The organism is Amycolatopsis sp. NPDC114484, assembly GCF_055633755.1.
Genome location: NZ_JBVKDQ010000007.1, coordinates 197,234 through 214,551, shown reverse-complemented (window position 1 = coordinate 214,551; position 17,318 = coordinate 197,234). Strand labels below are relative to the sequence as shown.

Annotated in this window: 12 protein-coding genes; 3 read left to right on the top strand and 9 right to left on the bottom strand. The window is 71.4% G+C overall.

Translation table 11 applies throughout. The annotated features are described in order from the left end of the window. Positions 1–20: 20 nt before the first annotated feature. Entirely contained in the window at positions 21–1,271 is a 1,251-nt protein-coding gene (locus tag ACZ7SW_RS19600) for a cytochrome P450 (RefSeq protein ID WP_470231830.1), read from the bottom strand. A 35-nt stretch (positions 1,272–1,306) separates the two neighbouring features. Then, positions 1,307–2,599, bottom strand: coding sequence for a glutamine synthetase family protein (locus ACZ7SW_RS19595; protein WP_470231829.1), 1,293 nt, complete (start codon positions 2,597–2,599; stop codon positions 1,307–1,309). A 221-nt stretch (positions 2,600–2,820) separates the two neighbouring features. Here ACZ7SW_RS19595 and ACZ7SW_RS19590 point away from each other — a divergent pair, with 221 nt between their 5' ends. From ACZ7SW_RS19590 to ACZ7SW_RS19580, 3 genes are read left to right on the top strand one after another with little or no spacing between them, the layout of a single operon-like run. Continuing rightward, on the top strand, positions 2,821–4,281 hold the full coding sequence (locus ACZ7SW_RS19590; protein ID WP_470231828.1) for an aldehyde dehydrogenase: 1,461 nt from the start codon (positions 2,821–2,823) through the stop codon (positions 4,279–4,281). Further along, a complete protein-coding gene (locus tag ACZ7SW_RS19585; protein WP_470231827.1) occupies positions 4,282–5,169 on the top strand; it encodes a DODA-type extradiol aromatic ring-opening family dioxygenase in 888 nt (295 codons plus the stop codon). Further along, positions 5,166–6,017 carry a fumarylacetoacetate hydrolase family protein gene (locus tag ACZ7SW_RS19580; protein ID WP_470231826.1) on the top strand — a complete coding sequence of 284 codons (852 nt, stop codon included), beginning with the start codon at positions 5,166–5,168 and terminating at the stop codon, positions 6,015–6,017. The genes ACZ7SW_RS19585 and ACZ7SW_RS19580 overlap by 4 nt, the downstream gene beginning before the upstream one ends. Positions 6,018–6,375: 358 nt before the next feature. Here ACZ7SW_RS19580 and ACZ7SW_RS19575 read toward each other — a convergent pair whose 3' ends face one another. The 7 genes from ACZ7SW_RS19575 to ACZ7SW_RS19545 form a co-directional block, all read right to left on the bottom strand. Then, on the bottom strand, positions 6,376–6,801 hold the full coding sequence (locus tag ACZ7SW_RS19575) for a gamma-glutamylcyclotransferase family protein (RefSeq protein WP_470231998.1): 426 nt from the start codon (positions 6,799–6,801) through the stop codon (positions 6,376–6,378). 29 nt (positions 6,802–6,830) lie between these two features. Then, positions 6,831–7,802 carry a 3-oxoacyl-ACP synthase III family protein gene (locus ACZ7SW_RS19570; protein ID WP_470231825.1) on the bottom strand — a complete coding sequence of 324 codons (972 nt, stop codon included), beginning with the start codon at positions 7,800–7,802 and terminating at the stop codon, positions 6,831–6,833. A 114-nt stretch (positions 7,803–7,916) separates the two neighbouring features. Continuing rightward, positions 7,917–8,744 carry an SDR family NAD(P)-dependent oxidoreductase gene (locus ACZ7SW_RS19565; RefSeq protein ID WP_470231824.1) on the bottom strand — a complete coding sequence of 276 codons (828 nt, stop codon included), beginning with the start codon at positions 8,742–8,744 and terminating at the stop codon, positions 7,917–7,919. Further along, positions 8,741–10,231: an MFS transporter gene (locus ACZ7SW_RS19560; RefSeq protein WP_470231823.1), complete on the bottom strand. Its 1,491-nt coding sequence runs from the start codon at positions 10,229–10,231 to the stop codon at positions 8,741–8,743. Before ACZ7SW_RS19560 ends, ACZ7SW_RS19565 begins: the two co-directional genes overlap by 4 nt. Further along, positions 10,228–10,698 carry a hypothetical protein gene (locus tag ACZ7SW_RS19555; RefSeq protein ID WP_470231822.1) on the bottom strand — a complete coding sequence of 157 codons (471 nt, stop codon included), beginning with the start codon at positions 10,696–10,698 and terminating at the stop codon, positions 10,228–10,230. Before ACZ7SW_RS19555 ends, ACZ7SW_RS19560 begins: the two co-directional genes overlap by 4 nt. Continuing rightward, positions 10,695–16,994 carry an amino acid adenylation domain-containing protein gene (locus ACZ7SW_RS19550; protein ID WP_470231821.1) on the bottom strand — a complete coding sequence of 2,100 codons (6,300 nt, stop codon included), beginning with the start codon at positions 16,992–16,994 and terminating at the stop codon, positions 10,695–10,697. Before ACZ7SW_RS19550 ends, ACZ7SW_RS19555 begins: the two co-directional genes overlap by 4 nt. 93 nt (positions 16,995–17,087) lie before the next feature. Then, entirely contained in the window at positions 17,088–17,303 is a 216-nt protein-coding gene (locus ACZ7SW_RS19545) for an MbtH family protein (RefSeq protein ID WP_470231820.1), read from the bottom strand. Positions 17,304–17,318 lie beyond the last annotated feature (15 nt).

Here is a 17,318-nt window from a genome sequence, read left to right as displayed (position 1 = left end):
GTCCAGCCTTTCGAGAAGCTTCACCTGGTGACGGTCACCGGCAGCGTCTTGATCCCGTTCACGAAGTTGGACCGCAGCCGGGTCACCGGGCCCGCGAGCCGGATCTGCTCCGCTCTGGCCAGCAGTTCCTCGAACAGGATCCGCAGTTCGAGGCGGGCCAGCGCGGCCCCGAGGCAGAAGTGCGGGCCGCCGAGCCCGAAGGTCAAGTGGTCGTTGGGTTTTCTCCCCACGTCGAACTCGTAGGGCTTCTCGAAGACGGCCTCGTCGCGGTTGCCGGAGGCGAACCACAGCACCACCTTGTCGCCCGCGCGCACGCGCTGGCCGCTGATCTCGGTGTCCCGCGTGGCGGTGCGGCGGAAGTGGTAGACCGGCGACGCCCAGCGCAGGAACTCCTCCACCGCGGTGTCGATCAGCGCCGGGTTTTCCTTGAGCCGCCACCATTGCGCCGGGTTCTGCGCGAGTGCGTGCACCGCGGCCGAGATGGCGTGCCGGGTGGTTTCGTTGCCCGCGACGACCAGCAGCAGGAAGTAGTTGTCGAAGTCCGTCGGGGTGAGCGGGATCCCGTCGCGGGGCACGGTGTTCACCAGCTTGCTGACCAAATCGGTTCCGGTGCCGCCGCGGCGTTTCTCCGCCAGTTCGCGGCCGTACTCGAAGATCTCCAGCGCGGCCGGGCTGCGGAACGGGACGTGCTTGTAGCGCTCGCTGTCCTCGCTCTCCAGCAGCACGTCCGCGCAGTCGGGGTCGTTGTTGCCGATGATCCGGTTGCCCCAGGCGATCAGCTTGCCGGTGTCGGAGGCGGGCACGTCCAGCATCAGCCGGGCCAGCACCATGATCGGCAGTTCGGCGGCGATCCCGGCGACCAGGTCGAACGAGTCCCCGGCCAGCGCTGTGTCCAAAGTGGACGCGGTCAGCCCGCGCAGGAACACCGCGTACCGCGAGACCAGCTTCGGGCTGAACTCGCGGCTGAGCAGCAGCCGCATCGCCCGGTGGCGTTCGCCGTCGGTCTCCATCAGCGAACGCCGCCGGTCCCGCAGCTCCGGATCGGCGACCTCCTCCAGGTTGGTGAACTGCTCGGAGGTGAAAGTCTCCGGATCCCGGTTGACCGCGACCAGGTCGCGGTGGCGGGTGACGGCCCAGAATCCGCTGTTGGGCGCGGCCTCGGGCTGCCAGTGCACCGGGCTTCGCTCGCGCAGGACGTCGAACATCCGCCACGGGGTCTCGGGGTCCAGGAACCGGTCCACGTCGGACAGGTCCACTTCGTCCAGGCGCATCGGGAATCCTCGTTCGGCTCGGTCTCGGGAGTGCGTCACAGGTGCGGCAGGTACTCGCGCAGCTCCCAGTCGGTCACCCAGCGCCGGAAGCGGGCCGTCTCGTCGCGCTTGACCCGGTCGAAGGCGGCCACCAGGTCTTTGCCCGCCGCGTCGGCGAACTCGTCGTCGGCGGCCAGCGCGTCGAGCGCCGCGTCGAGCGTTTCGGGCAGCACCGGGGCGCGGGCGCCGTCGTAGCCGTAGCCGCTGGTGGGATCGGGCGGCTCCACCCGGCCCTCGATGCCCAGCGCCACCGCGGCCAGCACCCCGGTCACGGCCAGGTACGGGCTCGCCGCGGCGTCGCCGACGCGCACCTCCAGCCGGGTGGCCGCGCCGCGTTCGGGCGGCACCCGCACCATGGTGGAGCGGTTGTCCAGGCCCCAGTCGGCCAGCGCGGGCGCCAGCGTGTCCGGGCCGAGCCTGCGGTAGGCGTTCACCGTCGGGGCCAGCAGCGCGCACAGCGCCGGGGCGTGGCGGAGGATGCCGCCGACGGCGTGCCGCGCGGTGGCCGAAAGTCCGGCGGGCGCGCCGTCGGCGGCGAACTGGTTGCGGCCGTCCTCGTCGAGCAGGGACAGGTGCAGGTGGAAGCCCGACCCGGCCTCCTCGTTGAACGGCTTGCCGACGAAGGTCGCGGTCAGCCCGCGCTGGGCGGCGAACTCGCGCACCGCGTGCTTGAACCGGAACGCGCGGTCGGCGGCGTCGAGGGCGTCCGAGTGGCCGAGATTGACCTCGAACTGCCCGGCGGCGAACTCGTGATTGACCGCGGTGACGCCCAGTTCGGCCGAGCGCAGCATGGTCAGCAGTGCCGGGGCGAGCCCGTCCGGATCGCCGCGGCGCCCGACGCGGTAGACGTTGCCGGAAGAATCCCCGTAGCGGGTCCAGGCCCCTTCCCGGCCGGACAGCAGGAAGAACTCCAGCTCCGGCCCGACCACCGCGCGGCTGCCGAGCGCGGCCAGCCGCTGGGCCGCCGCTTTCGCCGCGCCGCGCGGGCATTCCCCGATCGCCAGCCCGGTCGCCGGGTCGAGCATGTCGCCGAGGCAGGACTGGTATCCGGGTTCCCACGGCATCGGGGCCAGCGTCGAGCGGTCCGGCCGGAACAGCACGTCCGGCAGGCCGTCGGACAGCGAATGCTCGCCGTCGAGCGTTTCGCCCTGGGTGGTGGTGTAGTAGACCGCGCGGCAGAAGTGCACTCCGCCGGAAAGGGAATCGAATATCTCCGACGGCAGATCGCGGCCGCGTTCGGTGCCGATCAGGTCGGGATACTGGATCCGCACCGTTCCGGCGTTCTCCACGATGAACCATCGCCTTTCCGGGAAAATGGCGGGACAGAAACAAAAGAGCCGCGATCTTGTTCCAGCGTAGCGAGCCGGAAGACGCCTAGCCACGGGAAAACTGTCTCGCTTGGCAGCCGGGTGTCTCGAATGGCGGCCGTGCGGGCGCGCTTTATTGCCGTGTCCGCGCCGCCCCGGTTACCGTCGCGATCGTCCATGCGGAATTCTTTCGAGGGAGTTACATGCCGGTCGCGACAGTTTCCGGGACCCCGGTCGACACCGGGCATTGGATCGGCGGGAAACGAGTCGAATCCGCCGCGCGCTTCACCTCGTTCTCGCCGATCGACGGGCGCGCGCTCGGCGAGTTCTCCCGCGGCGGCGCGGCCGAAGCGGACAGCGCGGTGCGGGCCGCGGCCACGGCGTTCGAACGGTGGCGGCGCACCAGTCCGGAGCAGCGGGCCGAGGTGCTGCACCGGATCGCCGACGAGGTGGAGCGCCGGACCCCGGAGCTCGCGGCGGTCGAAACCGAGGACAACGGCGCACTGCTGCGCTCGCACCTGCGCGGCGTGATTCCTCGGGTGGCGCACAATTTCCGGTTCTTCGCCGACTGGCTCACCGGAGAACTGGCCCGTCCCGGGTTCGACACCCGGGGCCACCGCAACCGCGTGTCCTGGGATCCCGCCGGGGTCTGCGCGCTGATCACCCCGTGGAACGCGCCGCTGATGCTGGCGTCGTGGAAGATCGCCCCGGCGCTCGCCGCGGGCGACACCGTGGTGCTGAAGCCGGCCGAGTGGTCACCGATGACCGCGTCCCTCCTGGCGGACATCACCGCCGGGGCCGGATTGCCGGACGGCGTGTTCAACGTGGTGCAGGGGCTCGGTCCCGAGGCGGGCGCGCCGCTGTGCGCGCATCCGGACGTCCGGCGGATCAGCTTCACCGGCTCCGAGACGACCGCCCGGCGCATCTCGGGCGCCGCGGCCGGAAATCTCACGCCGGTGTCGATGGAACTGGGCGGGAAGTCGCCGCTGCTGGTTTTCGCCGACGCCGACCTCGACCTCGCCGTCGAACTCGCCGTCGAGCAGTTCGACAACGCGGGCCAGGTTTGCCTTGCCGCCGCCCGGATCCTGGTCCACTCCCCCGTCGCCGCGGAGTTCACCGAACGACTGCGGGCTGCCATCCGAGGCCTGCGCCAAGGCGATCCCCGGCTGCCGGAAACCGACCTCGGCCCGAACATCCACCCGGACCACGTCTCGCGCGTGGACGGTTTCGTCCGGCGGGCAGTGGCAGAGGGCGCCCAGGTTCTCGAAGGTGGCGGGCCGAACACCGATCTCGGCGGCAACTACTACCGGCCAACGCTGTTCGCCGAAGTGCCCGCAGGAGCGGAGATCCTGCGCGAGGAGGTGTTCGGGCCGGTGCTCACGCTGGAGGAATTCGACACCGAGGAAGAGGGCGTCGCGCTCGCCGGGAACACGCGCTTCGGCTTGGCCGCGACCGTGGTCACCGGCGACCCGGTCAGGGCGGAACGGGTCTCCGCCGCGCTCACCGCGGGCACGGTCTGGGTGAACTGCTTCTTCGTGCGAGACCTGCGCGCGCCTTTCGGCGGCTCCCGCCGCTCCGGCATCGGCCGGGAGGGCGGTACCTGGAGCTTCGACTTCTTCTGCGACGTCAAGAACACCGTGACCAGCCCGAAGGGATGGATGTAAATGGGCGAGATAGCCGGCGGCGGGCTGCTGTCCCACGTGCCGACGATCATGCTGCCGGAAGCGACGCGGCGGGAGCTGAACCACGGCGAAGAGTCCACTTTGGTCACTGGGTTGCGCAGGCTGCGCGAGGAGGTGTTCGACACCGCCGATTACGACACGGTGGTCGTCTTCGACTCGCACTGGGCGACCACCGTCGAGTTCGTGGTCGCCTCGCACGCCTGCCGCGCCGGACTGTTCACCTCGGACGAACTCCCGCGCGGGATGAGCCGCATCCCCTACGACTTCCCCGGCGACCCGGAACTGGCGCACGCGCTGGCCGCCCGCGCCGAGGAGCACGGCACGTGGATCACCCCGATCGACGACCCGTGCCTGCCGGTTTCGTACGCCACCGTGAACCTGTGGGCGTATCTGGGAGTGCCCGGCAAACGCTGGCTCAGCGTCAGTGTCTGCCAGACCGGCGACGCCGAGGACCACCTCCGGCTGGGCCGCGCACTGGCCGCGGCGGTCGCGGCGACCGACCGCCGGGTGCTGCTGATCGCCTCCGGCGCGCTCAGCCACCGGTTCCACTCGCTGCGCGAACTGCGCGCCCACGAATCGGCGGGCGCCGAACACATCTTCAGCCCCGGCGCGGTGACAGCCGACGCCGAGCGCATCGGCTGGCTCGAATCCGGCGATCACGCGAAGGTGCTGGCCACGATGCCGGACTTCCTCCAGTTCAAGCCGGAAGCCGGGTTCGCGCACTACCTGATGCTGGCCGGCGCGCTCGGCGAACACGATTGTGCCGCCCCCGCGCGGCGCTGCAGCGAATACGAGAACGCGATCGGCACCGGGCAGATCCACCTGTGGTTCGACCGGCCGGCCGGCGGATGGACGGGAGCGAACCGATGACCACCGAATACCGCAGGATCCTGCTCGACGGGACCGCCGTCGAGGTCCGCCGCGACGGGGACGCCCTGATCGCCCCGGACGGCCGGACGATCCCGGCGGCCGACGCCGTGCACCTGCCGCCCGCCGCGCCGAGCAAGATCATCGCCGTGCACCTCAACCACCGGAGCAGGTTCGAGGAGTTCCGCGCGAAACCGCGTTCGGCCCCGACGTATTTCCACAAACCGGTGTCCACTTTGACCGGCCACAATGGACACGTCGTGCGGCCGGAAGGGTGCAAGTGGCTGAACTACGAGGGCGAGATCGCCGTCGTCATCGGCCGCACCGCGCGCAACATCAGCGTCGGCGAGGCCCCGGCGCACATCCGGGGCTACACGCTGGCCAACGACCTCGGCCTGCACGACTTCCGCGACACCGACGAAGGTTCGATGCTGCGGGTCAAGGGCGCGGACACCCTCTGCCCGCTCGGCCCCGGCCTGGTCGAAGGCTGGGACCCGCGCGGACGCGTGCTGCGGACGCGGGTGAACGGCGAGGTGGTCCAGGAGGGCAGCACCGACGAGATGACCTGGGATATGAACTACCTGGTGGCGGACATCGCGCGCCTGATCACGCTGTGTCCGGGGGACGTCCTGCTGACCGGCACCCCGGCGAACTCCCGCCCGATCCGGCCGGGCGACACGGTGGAGGTTTCGGCGGACGGGCTGGGCACGCTGCGCAACACGGTCGTCGCGGGCCCGACGCCGGTCACCGGCCCGATCGGGGCCCAGCCCACTGAGTCGGAGCAGGTTCTTTCGACCGCGCTGGGCGGGGATTGGGAGTTTCGGGGGATCCGGCCGCCGCGCCCTGCCTGACCGCACGGGGGATGCGGCTTTCGGGACGGGGTCTCGGGAGCCGCATTCTCCGTTTTCGGAGCCAGATCTGCCTGGGCTGCCTCGCGATGCACCGCGAAGACCACGAATGCGGCTCCGGAACGCCTGACGTCCCGACAACCACGCTCGCCGCATCCGCAGCCAGCCTGCTCAGCCCGGCTGACCCACTCCACCGCCAACACCACGAATGCGGCCTCCGGAACACCCGACATCCCGACAGCCGCACTCGCCGCACCCGCAGCCAACCCAGCCCAGCCCGGCCGACCCCACCGCCAACACCACGAATGCGGCCCCGGAACACCCGATGTCCCGACAGCCGCACTCGCCGCACCCAGCCCTCTCACCCCGTCTGCACAGCCACCCAGTCCCCGCCCAGGATCGGCACGTTCTCGTCGTACCGGCCCCGCGCCGCCGCCCCGGTCAGATACAGCCAGGCGGGCGACTCGGCCCACTCGCCGTTCTCGGCCAGGTAGGCGACCCGCCGCCGCACCCGGGTGTAGAGGCAGTCGCCGGGGCGGTCCGGGTGGTATTTCTCCAGCCGGTCCAGGTCGGCCATCGCCGCCTCGTACTGCGTTTCGGCCAGCACCATCAGCTCGCCGATCACCTGCTGTCCCGGGCGGGCCAGCGCGAACGGGATCCGGTCGCCGAACAGGCCGAGCCCGCCGGCTCTGGCCGGGAACCGCTGCGCCACCCGCTCGGCGATCAGCCCGTGGTTGCGCTGCCCGCTGCGCAGGGTCCCGTACACGAACACCGGAAGCTGTTCCATCCCGGTCACCGCCCTTCTCTCCGTCCCGGTCAGTACCAGCGCAGCACGGCCGCGCCCGCGGTCATCCCGGACCCGATCGCCGCCATCAGCACCGTGTCGCCGCGCCGGGCCTTCAGGCCGCTCAGCACGAGCGGGATCGACGCCGAGCCGGTGTTGCCGCTGTAGACGCCGGGGACCGGGCACTTCGCCGGGTCGAGCCCCATGGTCTCGACGCAGTCGGCCAGCATCTGCGGATTGGCCTGGTGGAAAACGAAATGGTCGATCTGGTCCAGCGAGACGCCGGCCCGCTCGGCCACCTCGTGCACCAGTTTCGGCACCACGTCCTCGAAGTACTCCCGCACCGGGCGCCCGTTCATCACCATGTACCGCTCGCGCGAGTCCACCGTCTCCGCGTCGAGCGGGCGGCGGCTGCCGCCGGCGGGCTGGCCGACGAAATCGGCGTGGCAGCCGTCGGTGATCAGGGAGTGCGCGAGCAGGCCGTAGCCCTCGGGGACGCGGCCGACCCGGGTGGCCGCGGCGCCGTCGCCGAACACCGTGACCGTCTTGCGGTCGGGCTTGTAGAGCACTTTCGAGATGGTGTCCGATCCGATGACCAGCACCTCGTCGAGGTTCGGATCGGCGCTGAGCAGGGAATGCGCCATCACGAACGAGAAGACGTACCCGGAGCAGGCGGCGCTCAGGTCGAACGCGAACGCCCGCCCCAGCCCCATCCGGCCCTGCACGATCGCCGCGGTGGACGGGAAATTGTGGTCCGGCGTGCTGGTGCCGAGGATGACCGCGCCGACGCTGGCGCGCTTTTCCGGGCAGTGCTCGTACAGTTTCTCCACCGCGATGCACGCCATGTCCGAAGTGGACACGTCGGCGGCCGCGTAATGCCGTTCGACGACGCCGGTGCGTTCGAGGATCCAGTCCGGCTCCTGCCCGACCCAGGCCCCCACCTGGTCGTTGCCGACCACGCGGGGCGGCAGGTAACCGGCGGCGCCGAGAATTCCTGTGGACATGGCAAAGCTCCTTCTGGCAGGGCGGGCGGGGAAAAGGCCGATTCACCGGAAAATTACCAGTCCGGCGGCGAGCCGTTCAAGGAAATGCGCGCAGGGCGACAAGAACCGGGTGTTTCAAATGGCGACTCCGCCGCCGCAGGTCAGCACCTCCCCGGTGACATAATCGGAATCGGGGCCGCAGAAAAGGTAGATCGATCCCGCCGCCTCGGCCACCGTGCCGAACCGGCCTAGCGGGACCGTCGCGCGGATCCGTTCGAGGACCTCTTCGTTGATGCCGATGGGGATTTCCCGGGAGCCGACGGTGATCGTCTCGTTGCTGCCGACCGCGCGGATGAGCCGGGTGTCGATCAGCCCGAACGCCACCGAGTTCACGTTGACGCGATAGCGTCCCCATTCCTTGGCGAGAGTTTTGGTCAGCCCGAAGATGCCCGCTTTCGCCGAGGCGTACCCGGCCTGCCCGACATTGCCGAAAACCCCGGCGATCGAGGAGACGTTCACGACTTTCCGGTGCGCCCGGATCCCTTTTTCGTCGTCCTCGCGGGCCTGCTTCCGCAGCACCGGCTGGGCGGCGCGCAGAATGCGGAACGGCGCTTTCAGATGCGTGTCGAGCACCGTGTCCCACTGCTCGTCGGTGGTTTTCTGGATCACGTTGTCCCACGGGAACCCGGCGTTGTTCACGACGATGTCGAGGCTGCCGAACTCGCGGACGGCGGTCTGCACGAAATGCTCGGCGAACCCGTCCGCGGTCACGTCGCCGACGCACGCCGCCGCCGCGCCGCCGGCCGCCGAGATCGCTTCCACGGTGTCGTCCACCGCGCGTTTGTCCATGCCGTTGACCACGACCGCGGCGCCCTCGGCCGCCAGCCGTTCGGCGACCCCGCGCCCGATGCCCCGGCCGGACCCCGAAACGATCGCGGTCCTGCCCGCCAGTGGTGTGTTCACTGCTGTCCTCCGGTGTTCGTCGTTCGCCCGGCCGCGACGGCCGGTTCGGTCCGGGGAAGGAACCAGGCCACCGCTCCGCAGAGCAGGACCAGCCCGGCCCCGGTGAGCTGTGCCGCCGAGATCGCCCCTGCGAAGGCCGAGCGCGCGTGCTCCGCCTGGCCGCCGGACTTCGCGCGGGCGAGCGCCTCGGCCAGCGATCCCGCCTCGAGACCGCCGGGCAGGCGCGCGGTGAACAGCGCCGCGCTCACCGCGCCGAGCACCGCCACCCCGAGCGACGCCCCGGTTTCGTGCAGCATCCCCTGGGTCCCGGACGCCGCCCCGGTCTGATCCGGCGGCACCGAGCCGAGCAGCGCGTTCGCCACGAGCGGCCCGGCGATGCCCAGCCCGCATCCGGCGGCGACCAGCCCGGGAGCCAGCGCCGGATACCCCGCGGACAACGGCGCCAGCGCGATGGCGGCCAGTCCGGCGGCGGCGAGCGCCATTCCGGCGGTGATCCCGCGCGCGGCCCCGAGCCGGACGCCGACGCGGGCGCTGACCAGGCTGCCGCAGACCAGCAGTCCGGCGGCCATCGGCAGCGTGCGCACCCCCGCGTCCAGCGGCGAGTAGCCGAAGTCGAACTGCAGGTGCTGGGTGAGCAGGAAGATCGACCCGGCCAGGCCGAAGGCCGCGAGCAGGCTGGTGACCACCGACAGCCGGAACGCCGGCACCCGGAACAGCGCCATGTCCAGCATCGGGTCCCGGGCGCGTTTTTCCTGGCGGACGAAGGCGGCCAGCAGCGCCGCCCCGAGCACCAGCGAGGCCAGCACCTCCGGCGCCGTCCAGCCCCGTCCGGGCGCGGCGATGATCGCCCAGCCGATGCCGACCATCGCCGAGGCCGAGAGCAACGCGCCCGCCACGTCCGGCCGCCGGCCGCCCGGACCGCGGAACTCGGGCACCCAGGTACGGGCGAAAATCAGGCACAGCACGGCGATCGGGATGTTCAGCGCGAACACCGCCTGCCACGGGAACCGCGCGAGCAACGCGCCGCCGAGCAGCGGCCCGAGCGCCTGCCCGCCCGCCGCGACCGCGGTCCAGATCCCGATCGCGCGCGGCCGGTCCTGCGCGGAGAACACCCGGGTGAGCACAGCGAGCGTGGCCGGGATGACGCACGCGCCGCCGACGCCCATGCCCGCCCTGGCCACGATCAGCTGCGCCGGGGCGTCAGCGGTGACCGCCAGTACGGAGAACCCGGCGAAGAGCGCCAGCCCGAGCAGCCACATCGCCCGGTAGCCGACCCGGTCGCCGATCCCGCCCGCGGCCACGGCCAGCGAGCCGACCGCGACGGTGTAGGCGTTGACCATCCACTGGATGTCCGCGGTGGTCGCGCCGAGCTGCTCGACGATCGACGGGACCGCGACGTTGACCACCGTGTTGTCCAGCACGGTCATGAACAGCGTCAGGCAGAGGGCGAAGAGCACCCACCAGCGCCGGGGCTCGGCGGGGTTCATGGTCGGCTCCCTCGCCGCGGCAGGCGGGCACCGGTCGCCGCAGGGGTGCTCAGGTCGGCGGCCGTCTGCCCGGGTTCGGGCTCCTGACCGACCGCCGCGCTGAGTCTGCTCCGCGGCTTCACCGAATGCCCGCCGAGATCGAAGAAATCCTCGCGCACGCCCACACGCTCGCCCCGGCTGATGCCCGGCTCCGCCGCCGCGCGCGAGCCCAGGTCAGCCGCCGACCGCCCGGGCTCGGGGTCGTGCCCCGCCGCCGCGACGGCGCGCGCGGTGACGGTGGTGCGCCGGAACAGATCCACCACACCCAACCGGAAACCAGTCGCCGCGCTCGGCCTGCTCTGCAGCTTCAGCAACGCCCCGCCAAGCCGGACACCCGTCGCCCCGCTCGGCCTGCTCTGCAGCACCGCCGAATGCCCGCCGAGGTCAACGAAATCCTCCCGCGCACCCACGCGCACGCCCCGGCTCATGCCCGGCTCCGCCGCCGCGCCAGCCGGGCCCGTCCCGCCGCCGCGCGGGCGCTCAGGTCGGTCGCCGTCGGCCCGGACTCGGCGGGCTCGGCGGACTCACCCGCCGCCGCGATCGCACGTGCCTGCGCGGTGACCGTGGTGTGCCGGAACAGGTCCACCACACCCAGCCGGACACCAGTCGCCGCGCTCAGCCTGCTCTGCAGCTTCAGCAACACCACCGAATGACCGCCCAGGTCAAAGAAATTGTCCCGCACCCCCACGCGTTCGATGCCGAGCAGTTCGCCCCACACCTCGCTGACGGTCCGCTCCAGCCGGTCGCTCGGTGCGACGTACCCGCTGTCTCCGCCGGGACGGGCGCGGTCGGGCACCGGCAGCGCGCGGCGGTCGAGTTTTCCGCTCGGGGTGCGCGGCAGGCCCGGCACCTCGGTCAGCACCGCGGGCACCATGTACTCCGGCAAGCGTTCAGCAAGGAAGGCCCGGACCGCGGGAAGGTCGATCTTTTCGTTGCGCGGCAACACAAAACCGGCCAATCGGCTCCCGCCCTCGTCGGTGTGCACGGTGACCGCCGCTTCGCCGACGTCGGGGTGCGCGCTCAGCGCGGCCTGGATTTCGCCCAGCTCCACCCGGAACCCGCGAATCTTGACCTGGTCGTCGATCCGGTCGAGGTATTCGAGGAAACCGTCCGCGGTCCAGCGCACCAGGTCGCCGCTGCGGTACATCCGGGAGCCGGGCGGGCCGAACGGGTCGGGCACGAATCGGTCGCCGGTCAGCGACGGCCTGCCGAAGTACCCGCGCGCGACTTGCGGTCCGGCGATGAACAGTTCGCCGGGCACGCCGGGCGGGGTCAGCCGCAGGCCCGCGTCGAGCACGTACATGCGCATGTTGCCCAGTCCCCGGCCGATCGGCACGCGGTGCGGCCAGCTTCCGGGCGCGGGGTCGAGCAGGTGCGCGGTGGCGGCGTGCGTTTCGGTGGGGCCGTAGAAGTTGTACGCCCGGCGGTCGGGGCGGGCGAGGAAGAACTCCCGGATCGCCTCGGTGACCATGAACGCCTCGCCGCCCTGGAGCACGTCGGTCAGCGAATCCAGCGCGCTGCCCTGCGCGGTCGCGGCCTCGATCATCGCCTCGATCGCCAGCCGGGGCGCGAAGAGCTCGTTCACCCGGTGCCGGTCGATCCAGCGGACCAGTTCGTCCGGGTCCCGGCGCACCTGCTCGCCCGGAATCGCCAGCGCCTTGCCCATCAGCAGCGTGACCAGGGTTTCCTGGACCGAGAAGTCGAAGCTGATCGCGGTGAACTGCGCGGTCCGCCAGCCGGGGCCGCCGCGCAGGGTCGCGCGGTGCCAGTCCAGCACGTTCACGATGCCCGAGGTCGGCATGACCACGCCTTTGGGCCGGCCGGTCGATCCCGAGGTGTAGATGACGTAGGCGGGATTGCCCGGCAGCGCCGGCCGCACGCGGTCCGCGTCGGTCGGCACACTGTCCATTGTGGACAGATTGGTCAGCGTTTCCGGGCCGGTGACCACCAAGCGCGGGGCGCCGTCCGGCACCAGATGTTCCAGTCCGGGCGCGGTCAGCACCAGGCGGGGCGTGCTGTCGGCGATCATGTAGCGGACGCGGTCGGCCGGGTACTCCGGATCGATGGGCAGGTAAGCCGCGCCCGCCTTGAGCACCCCGAGAATCCCGGCGACCAGTTCGAAGGACCGCGGCAGCAGCAGCGCGACCACCTCTTCGGTGCCGATGTCTTGCGCGATCAGGTGGTGCGCGAACCGGTTCGCGGTCCGTTCGAGTTCGGCGAACGTCATCGACGCGTCGTCCTGGATCAGCGCTGTGGCCTCGGGCGACGCGGCTGCCCGTTCCTCGAACAGTTCGGCCACACTCGCGGTCGTCACGTCACGGCCTACGTCGTTGAACTCGACGAGCAGGCGGTGCCGCTCGTCCTCGGACAACACGTCCGGGGCACCGATCCGCTGCGCCGGATCGGTGGCCAGCGCACGCAGCAACCGCTGCCAGCGCCGGATCAGCAGGGCGATGTCGCCCGCGTCGAACAGGTCGGTGCTGAACTCGATGTCGCCGTCGAGCCCGCCCGTGCCCGGTCGTTCGGTCAGGCTGAACACCAGGTCGAACCGCGAGGTTCCGGTGGCCACGGTGACCGGTTCGCTGTCCACATCGGACAGTGACAGCGCCGCGCTGCCCGCGTTCTGCAGCACGAACATGATCTGGAACAACGGGTGGTGCCCGGTCGAGCGCACCGGGTTCAGTTCTTCGACCAGCCGCTCGAACGGGACCCGCTGGTGTTCGTATGCGGCCAGGTCGGTTTCGCGGACGCGGTCGAGCAGTTCGGCGAAGGTGGGGTCGCCCGCGGTGTCGGTGCGCAGCACGAGCGTGTTGACGAAGAACCCGATCAGTTCGTCGAGCACCTCGTCGGTCCGGCCGGCGATCGGGCTGCCCAGCGGCAGGTCCGTGCCCGCGCCGAGCCGGGTCAGCAGGGCGGCGAGACCGGCGTGCAGCACCATGAACAGGGTGCACCGATGCCGCCGCGCCACTTCCGCCAGCGCGGCGTGCAGTTCTGCGTCCAAAGCGAACTCGACGGTCTGCCCGCGCTGGCTCGCTCGTTCCGGCCGCGGCCGGGCCATCGGCAGGGTCAGCTGGTCGGGAGCGCCTGCCAGCCTTTCGCGCCAGTAGGCGATTTCGGCGTCCGCCGAAGCCTCGCGCTCGAGCCGTTCGGTCTGCCAGAGCGTGTAATCGGCGTACTGCACCGGGAGCGGTTCCCAGTCCGGTGCCTGCCCGCCGCGCCGCGCGCGGTAGGCGGTGGCCAAACCGCGGCACAGCGGTGCGAGCGACCAGCCGTCCCCGGCGATGTGGTGCAGCGACAGCAACAACGCGTGCTCGTCGGGCGCGGTGGTGAACAGGTAGGCGCGCAACGGCGGTTCGGCCGCCAGGTCGAAACCCTCGCGGGCGGCGGTTTCCAGGGCCGTGGTCAGCTCGGCGGGGTCGATCTCGGCTGTGCGCAAGCAAGGCCGAGCATCGGCGAGTACGAGTTGTTCCGGTTCTCCGTCGGTTTCCGGGAAGACGGTGCGCAGGCTTTCGTGCCGCTCGGCGAGATCGGCCAGTGCCTGCTCCAGCGCGCCAGCGTCCAGTTTGCCGCGAAGGCGGAAGGCGAGCGGCATGTGATAGGCCGCGCTCGGCCCGGATGCGTGGTGCAGGAACCACAACCGGCGCTGTGCGGACGAAAGCGGCACGCGTTCCGGGCGCGGCCGAGCGGTCAACCCGGCCTCTTCGGTGCGGTATTCGGCGATGCGCGGGGCGAGCGCGGCGACTGTCGGCGCTTCGAACAGCGCGCGGACCGGCACGTCCGCGCCGAGCACCGGCCGGATCCGGCTGACCAGTTTGGTGGCCAGCAAGGAATGGCCGCCCAGTGCGAAAAAGTCGTCGTGCACGCCCACCTCGGGCACGCCGAGCACGCTGGCGAAAATGCCGCACAGGGTCTCCTGGAGCGGGGTCGTCGCGCCCGTCGCGGCAGTCGGCTCCGGCGGCTGGGGGTCCGGCAGGGCCGAGACGTCGAGCTTGCCGTTCGCCGTGACCGGGACGGTTTCCACCGCCGTCCAGGTCGAGGGCACCAGCTGTTCCGGCAGTCGCGAACGCGCGAACGCACGCAGTCCGTCTGGGATCGAGGGCACCACGTAGGCGTCCAAGCGCAGGGAGCCTTGGCTGTCGTCGCGGGCGAGCACCACGGCCTGGCGCACCGACGGGTGAGCCCGCAGCACCGCCTCGATCTCGCCGGGCTCGACGCGCAGGCCGCGGATCTTCACCTGCCGGTCGCCGCGTCCGGTGTAGGCGAGGCTGCCGTCGGCGCGCCAGCGGCAGCGGTCGCCGGTGCGGTACATCCGGGCTCCCTCCGGCCCGAAGGGATCCGGCGCGAACCGCTCGGCGGTCAGGTCCGGACGTCCGGCGTAGCCGCGGGCGACCTGCACCCCGCCGATCCACAGTTCGCCGTCGACGCCCGGCGGGAGCAACCGGCCCGCAGCGTCGGTGACGTAGAGCAGGGTGTTGGGCGCGGCGAAGCCGATCGGCACTTCGGCTTCGCGCTCGCGGTCGCACGGCCACCAGGTCACGTCGACCGAGGCTTCGGTCGGCCCGTACAGGTTGTGCAGGCGTGCCCCCGGCAGCACCTCGGCCACCCGGTCCCGCAGCGAACCCGGCAGGACCTCGCCGCTGCACACGATGTCGCGCACGCTCGCGCAATCCGCCGCCGACGGTTCCTCGGCGAAGACGCCCAGCATCGAGGGCACGAAGTGCAGCACCGAAACGCCTTCGGCCCGGATCAGCCCGGCCAGGTAGCGAGGATCGCGGTGCCCGCCGGGTTCGGCCAGCACCAGCCGCGCACCGGTGATCAAGGGCCAGAACAGCTCCCACGCCGACACGTCGAAACCGATCGGCGTCTTCTGCAGCACGACGTCGTCCGCGGTCAGCTCGAACGCGCGCTGCATCCAGTCGAGGCGGTTGAGGATCCCGGGTTCCTCGACGACCACGCCCTTCGGCCGTCCCGTGGAACCGGAGGTGAACATGACGTACAGCGCCCGATCCCGGCGTCCGCGCACGGCGGCCGCGGCTTCGGGCAGGTTGTCGACCGCGAGCCAGCCGTCGCCGGGCAGGCCCTCGCGGAGGTTCGCGAGGGCCAGCCCGGTCTTCGCTCCGGCATCGGCCAGCATGGCGGCGATCCGCGAGGCCGGGAGCTCGGGATCCACCGGCAGATAGGCGAAACCCGCCTTCAGCACGCCCCAGAGCGCGACCATCAGCTCCGCCGACCGCGGCAGCGCCACCGCGACCACCGAGCCGCTGGCGCGGGCGGACAGCACGCTCGCCACGCGATCTGAGCGCCGGTCCAGTTCGGCGTAGGTGAGCAGTTCTTCACCGAAGACGACCGCGACGGCGTCGGGCTGGCGGCGCACCACGTCGGCGAAACGCTCGACGAGCGACGCAGTGCCCGGATCAGTCTGCTCGCCGGTCCCCCAGCCGAGGACCCGCTCGGCTTCGGCGGCGTCGAGCACCGGTACTGCCGACAGCTTGCCGCCGGGATTCGCCGTCACCGCGTCGAGCAGCCTGCCGAAGTGCGCGGCGAAGGCACGGACGGTTTCCTCGTCGTAGAGATCGGTGTCGTACTCGAGTTCTCCGGCCAGTTCACCGTCCTTTTCGGACAGATAGAGGGTCAGGTCGAGTTTGGCGGTGCCGTTCGGCACGAACGAGACCTCGGTCTCGGCCCCGGGCAACGCCAGCCCCGCGTCCTCGCCCCGGACCACGAGCATGGTGCGGAAGAACGGGTTCGCCCCGAGCGCGCGATCCGGCCGGAGCCGGTCGACCAGCTTCTCGAACGGCACGTCCTGGTGCCGGTAGGCGCCGAAGCAGGCTTCGCGGACGCGTCCGAGCAGGGTGGCGAAATCCGGATCGCCCGCCAGGGAAACCCGGATCGGCAGGGTGTTCAGGAAGTAGCCCGCGACCCGTTCGAAGTCCGGATCGGCGCGGGCGGCCATCGGGGTGCCGGTCACCACGTCGTCGGCGCCGGTACGCGCGCCCAGTGCTGCCTGGAACGCGGCCAGCAGCACGATGAACGGGGTGCACCGGTGGGCGCGGGCCAGGTCCTTCACCCGCCCGGCCGCGTCGCCGGGGACAGTGAACCGCAGTTGCGCGCCGCGGAAGGACGGCGCTCCGGTGCGGCGCCGGTCCGGCCGGAGCCCGGTGTCCGCCGGCGAGCCCGCCAGGTTCGCCGCCCAGTACTCCAGCTGCTGCGCGAACCCGTCGTCTTCCCGTTGCCTGGCCGCGAAATCCGTGTATCCGACGGCTGGGGGCGGCGGCAGCTCCTCGCCGCGGTAGCCGCGGGCCCAGTCCTCGAACAGCAGGGACAGCGAGTGCGCGTCGCACACGAGGTGGTGCAGCACGACGCCGATCAAGTGGTCCCGCTCCCCCAGCCGCCACACGGTAACCCGCACCAGCGGCTCCGCGGCCAGGTCGAACCGGTGCTCCGCCTCGGCGCGCAGTTCCTCCTCGGCCCGCGCCGGGTCGCCGGTCCGGACCGCGGCGACCTCCGCCGCGTCCAGCAGCTCGGGACGCGGGTCGCCGTGCTCGGCGCGCACGACCGTGCGCAGCACCTCGTGCCGCGCCACCACCCCGGCCCACGCCTTGGCCAGCGCCGCGACGTCCAGTTCGCCGCAGACCCGCACCGCCACCGGCACGTTCTGCGCGTGCCCGGTGGCGTCGAGCTGGTGGGTGAACCACAGGCGCTCCTGGCCGAAGGACAGGTTCATCGCAAGGGACTCCTCACTCGGGTTTCTCAGTAGTGCCGCGCGATATCGCGGGGGCGCGCTGCCGAGAGAACGTCGCTCGGGAAAACCGGGCAGCTAGGCCGCGCCGTCCATCTGGCGGCGGACGCTCAGCGGGCGCATGTCGGTCCAGACGCTCTCGATGTGGGCGAGGCATTCGGCCTTGGGCCCGTGGAAACCCGCGTCGCGCCAGCCCGCGGGCAGGGCACGTTCGCGCGGCCAGATCGAGTACTGCTCCTCGTCGTTGACCACGACGGTGTAGACGGTGGTGGTGTCGTCGTCCTCGAAAGCCATGTCCTTCTCTCCTTG

What these genes read in the sequence shown, in the direction of transcription:
- ACZ7SW_RS19600 (WP_470231830.1), bottom strand. Translation starts at nt 1,271, where the DNA reads ATGCGCCTGGACGAAGTGGACCTGTCCGACGTGGACCGGTTCCTGGAC.
- ACZ7SW_RS19590 (WP_470231828.1), top strand. Translation starts at nt 2,821, where the DNA reads ATGCCGGTCGCGACAGTTTCCGGGACCCCGGTCGACACCGGGCATTGG.
- ACZ7SW_RS19585 (WP_470231827.1), top strand. Translation starts at nt 4,282, where the DNA reads ATGGGCGAGATAGCCGGCGGCGGGCTGCTGTCCCACGTGCCGACGATC.
- ACZ7SW_RS19580 (WP_470231826.1), top strand. Translation starts at nt 5,166, where the DNA reads ATGACCACCGAATACCGCAGGATCCTGCTCGACGGGACCGCCGTCGAG.
- ACZ7SW_RS19575 (WP_470231998.1), bottom strand. Translation starts at nt 6,801, where the DNA reads ATGGAACAGCTTCCGGTGTTCGTGTACGGGACCCTGCGCAGCGGGCAG.
- ACZ7SW_RS19570 (WP_470231825.1), bottom strand. Translation starts at nt 7,802, where the DNA reads ATGTCCACAGGAATTCTCGGCGCCGCCGGTTACCTGCCGCCCCGCGTG.
- ACZ7SW_RS19560 (WP_470231823.1), bottom strand. Translation starts at nt 10,231, where the DNA reads ATGAACCCCGCCGAGCCCCGGCGCTGGTGGGTGCTCTTCGCCCTCTGC.
- ACZ7SW_RS19555 (WP_470231822.1), bottom strand. Translation starts at nt 10,698, where the DNA reads ATGAGCCGGGGCGTGCGCGTGGGTGCGCGGGAGGATTTCGTTGACCTC.
- ACZ7SW_RS19550 (WP_470231821.1), bottom strand. Translation starts at nt 16,994, where the DNA reads ATGAACCTGTCCTTCGGCCAGGAGCGCCTGTGGTTCACCCACCAGCTC.
- ACZ7SW_RS19545 (WP_470231820.1), bottom strand. Translation starts at nt 17,303, where the DNA reads ATGGCTTTCGAGGACGACGACACCACCACCGTCTACACCGTCGTGGTC.